This is a genomic window from Cetobacterium sp., assembly GCF_048470075.1.
In the GTDB taxonomy this organism is placed as follows: Bacteria; Fusobacteriota; Fusobacteriia; order Fusobacteriales; family Fusobacteriaceae; genus Cetobacterium_A.
This window is the reverse complement of record NZ_DBGBQB010000358.1, coordinates 1-2,907: the sequence shown is the minus strand read 5'-3', so window position 1 is coordinate 2,907 and position 2,907 is coordinate 1. Positions and strand designations below refer to the sequence as shown.

The window sequence follows — 2,907 nt, the reverse complement described above, 5'->3', positions numbered from 1 at the left end:
ATATTATTAGTTTGTTCAGGTGGAATGTCAAGTGCAATGGTAGTAAAAGCTTTAGTTAATGAAGGGAAAAAAGAGGGGTTAGAAATTATATCAAAAGCTGTTGGAACGGGAGAATTTGAAACTGAGTTAAAAAATGGTTGGGATGGAGTTTTAGTAGCACCACAAATCAGACATAAAATAGATGAATTTAAAGCTATTGGAGATGAAAATAATACTCCAGTAGAAGTGATAGAAACAAAGGGATATAGTCCGTTAGGCGGAAAGTTTTTACTTGCTCAAGCTAAAGAGATGTTAAAATAAAAAATAAGGGGAGATAAAATAAAATGGAAAAATTTTATGCAATAATAGAAAATGTTTTTATGAAACCTATGACAAAATTAGCAGAACAAAGACATTTAAAAGCTATAAGAGATGGAATGGTATCGACTATTCCTTTAACAATAGTAGGAAGTTTCTTTTTAATTATAGCTTTCCCTCCAGTACCAGCAGCATGGAAAGAAAGCATGAGTATGTTTATATGGATTCAAAAAAATATCGGTGATATTTTAATACCTTTTAGAATTACAATGGGTCTTGTAGCAATATATGCCACTTATAATATTGGTTATAGTTTAGCTAAAAACTATAAACTAGATGGGGTCTCAGGGGGAACATTATCTTTAGTTGCGTATTTTATGACAATAATTCCATCTGTTGCTACTTCAAATACTGGTGAAGGATTAGGATTTGTTTTACCTATGGGTAAACTTGGAGGAGCTGGTCTTTTCGTTGGAATAGTAACATCTATATTTGCTGTAGAAGTTTTGAGATTTTTTAAAACAAAAGGTATTACGATAAATATGCCTGAAGGTGTACCGGATTCTGTTGCTAGATCTTTTGAAGCCTTATTTCCAACAATTGCAGTAGTTTTGGTTACTTGGTTACTATTTGTGATGTTTAAATTAGATATTCACAATATATTTGCAAATATATTTAACCCTTTAAAAGGTATTGTTGATACCCCAATAGGGGCTATAATAATGGTTATGTTAATAACAATGCTATGGACAGCTGGAATTCATGGAGTGTCAGTAATAGGAGCTATGGCTAGACCCATTTGGCTTGAGATGTTAACAGCAAATGCTGATGCTATGCAAGCTGGAGATAAAGTTTTACCATATATAACTCCAGAGCCCTTCTTTCAATGGTTTATCTGGATAGGAGGATCGGGAGGAACATTGGGACTTGTATTTTTACTTCTATTTGCAAGATCAAAATATTTAAAAGATTTAGGAAAAGCTACGATATTACCAGCTATCTTTAATATAAATGAGCCAATTATATTTGGATTACCAATTATGTTAAATCCATTTTTTACAATACCATTTGTATTAGGACCAATTTTAGCAACAATAGTATCATATACAGTTATGGCACTGAATTTAGTATCAAGGCCAGCTATACTAGCGCCTTGGACATTCCCAGCACCAATCGGAGCATACTTAGCAACAGGTGGAGATTTAAGAGCAGTTGCTCTTTGTATATTCAATATTGTTTTAATGGCAGCGGTTTATTATCCATTTATGAAAGCATATGATAAAAAAATGTCAGCTCAAGAGCTAGAGGAAGAAGGATTAGAGGAGGCTTAATAGAATGTCAGTTACAGAGATGAGCGAAGAGTTAGAAGAGATTATATTTACGATAGTAGGTCAAGCAGGAGAGTGTAGAGGGTTAGCATATGAAGCTTTAGGAGAGGCTGAAAAAGGTAATTTTGATGAGGCAGCAGTTAAACTAAAGGAAGCAGAAGTAGCTATTCATAAAGCACATTATGTTCAAACAGATTTGATTCAAAAAGAAGCAGCCGGAGAGAAAACACCAATATCTATGGTTTTTGTTCATGCACAAGATCATTTAATGACAGCAATTGCTGAAAAAGAGTTAATTAGAAGAATGATAAAAATGTATGAAACTATGTTTAAAATGAATGAAAGATTAGAAAAATTGGAGAATAAATAGGAGAAGTTATGAGAGAGTTAGGAATTTCAATATATCCAGGACATTCAGATGTTCAAAAGGATAAGGAATATATAGAGTTAGCTTCTAAATATGGATTTACTAGAATTTTTACGTGTTTATTATCTGTTGATGGAGATAAAGAAAAGATTATTCAAAACTTTAAAGAGACAATTGCATATGCTAACTCTCTGGGATTTAAAGTTATTGCTGATGTAAGTCCAAAAATTTTTAAAGAGTTAAATATATCATATGGTGATTTAAGTTTTTTCAAAAATTTAGATGTTTATGGAATACGTTTAGATGTTGGATACACTGGAAATGAAGAGTCACTTATGACTTTTAACGAGTATGATTTAAAAATAGAGATAAATATGAGTAATGATACAAAATATGTAGATACTATAATGGATTATAAACCTAATAGGGACAATCTTTTAGGATGTCACAATTTTTATCCTCATGAGCACACAGGATTAACTAGAGAGCATTTTAGAAAATGTAATAAAAATTTTATGAAATATGGTTTGATAACATCAGCCTTTATAAACTCTCAAAGTGCTACTTTTGGACCATGGCCAGTAGATGAAGGGCTATGCACTTTAGAAAAACATAGATATCTCCCTATAGATGTAGCAGCAAAAGATTTATTTAAAGAGGGGATTGATACAGTTATAATATCTAATTGTTATGCCAGTGAAGATGAATTAAAAAAATTAGGGAACTTAAAAAAAACTATGTTAGATCTATCGGTTATTTTAGTAGATAGTATACCTGAGGTTGAAAAAAATATTGTATTAAATTTTTTACACTTTAATAGAGGAGATGTAAATGAAAATTTAATAAGATCAACTCAGTCAAGAGTAAAATATAAAGGGCATTACTTTGAAATATTTAATCCCATAGATATAAAAA

4 protein-coding genes are annotated in these 2,907 nt (G+C 31.2%); all 4 read left to right on the top strand.

Translation table 11 applies throughout. The annotated features are described in order from the left end of the window. Positions 1-300, top strand: a 300-nt coding sequence (locus ACMOUI_RS12420; RefSeq protein ID WP_418966009.1) for a PTS sugar transporter subunit IIB, incomplete at its 5' end; no start/stop codon positions are given. A 23-nt stretch (positions 301-323) separates the two neighbouring features. Next, a complete protein-coding gene (locus ACMOUI_RS12415) occupies positions 324-1,628 on the top strand; it encodes a PTS sugar transporter subunit IIC (RefSeq protein WP_418966008.1) in 1,305 nt (434 codons plus the stop codon). Positions 1,629-1,632: 4 nt separating this feature from the next. Beyond that, complete coding sequence (locus ACMOUI_RS12410) at positions 1,633-1,995, top strand: PTS lactose/cellobiose transporter subunit IIA (RefSeq protein WP_418966007.1); 363 nt, start codon at positions 1,633-1,635, stop codon at positions 1,993-1,995. Between the two features lie 8 nt (positions 1,996-2,003). After that, positions 2,004-2,907, top strand: a 904-nt coding sequence (locus ACMOUI_RS12405) for a DUF871 domain-containing protein (RefSeq protein WP_418966006.1), incomplete at its 3' end; no start/stop codon positions are given.

Coding starts and splice junctions, on each gene's coding strand:
- ACMOUI_RS12415 (WP_418966008.1), top strand. CDS start 324: ATGGAAAAATTTTATGCAATAATAGAAAATGTTTTTATGAAACCTATG.
- ACMOUI_RS12410 (WP_418966007.1), top strand. CDS start 1,633: ATGTCAGTTACAGAGATGAGCGAAGAGTTAGAAGAGATTATATTTACG.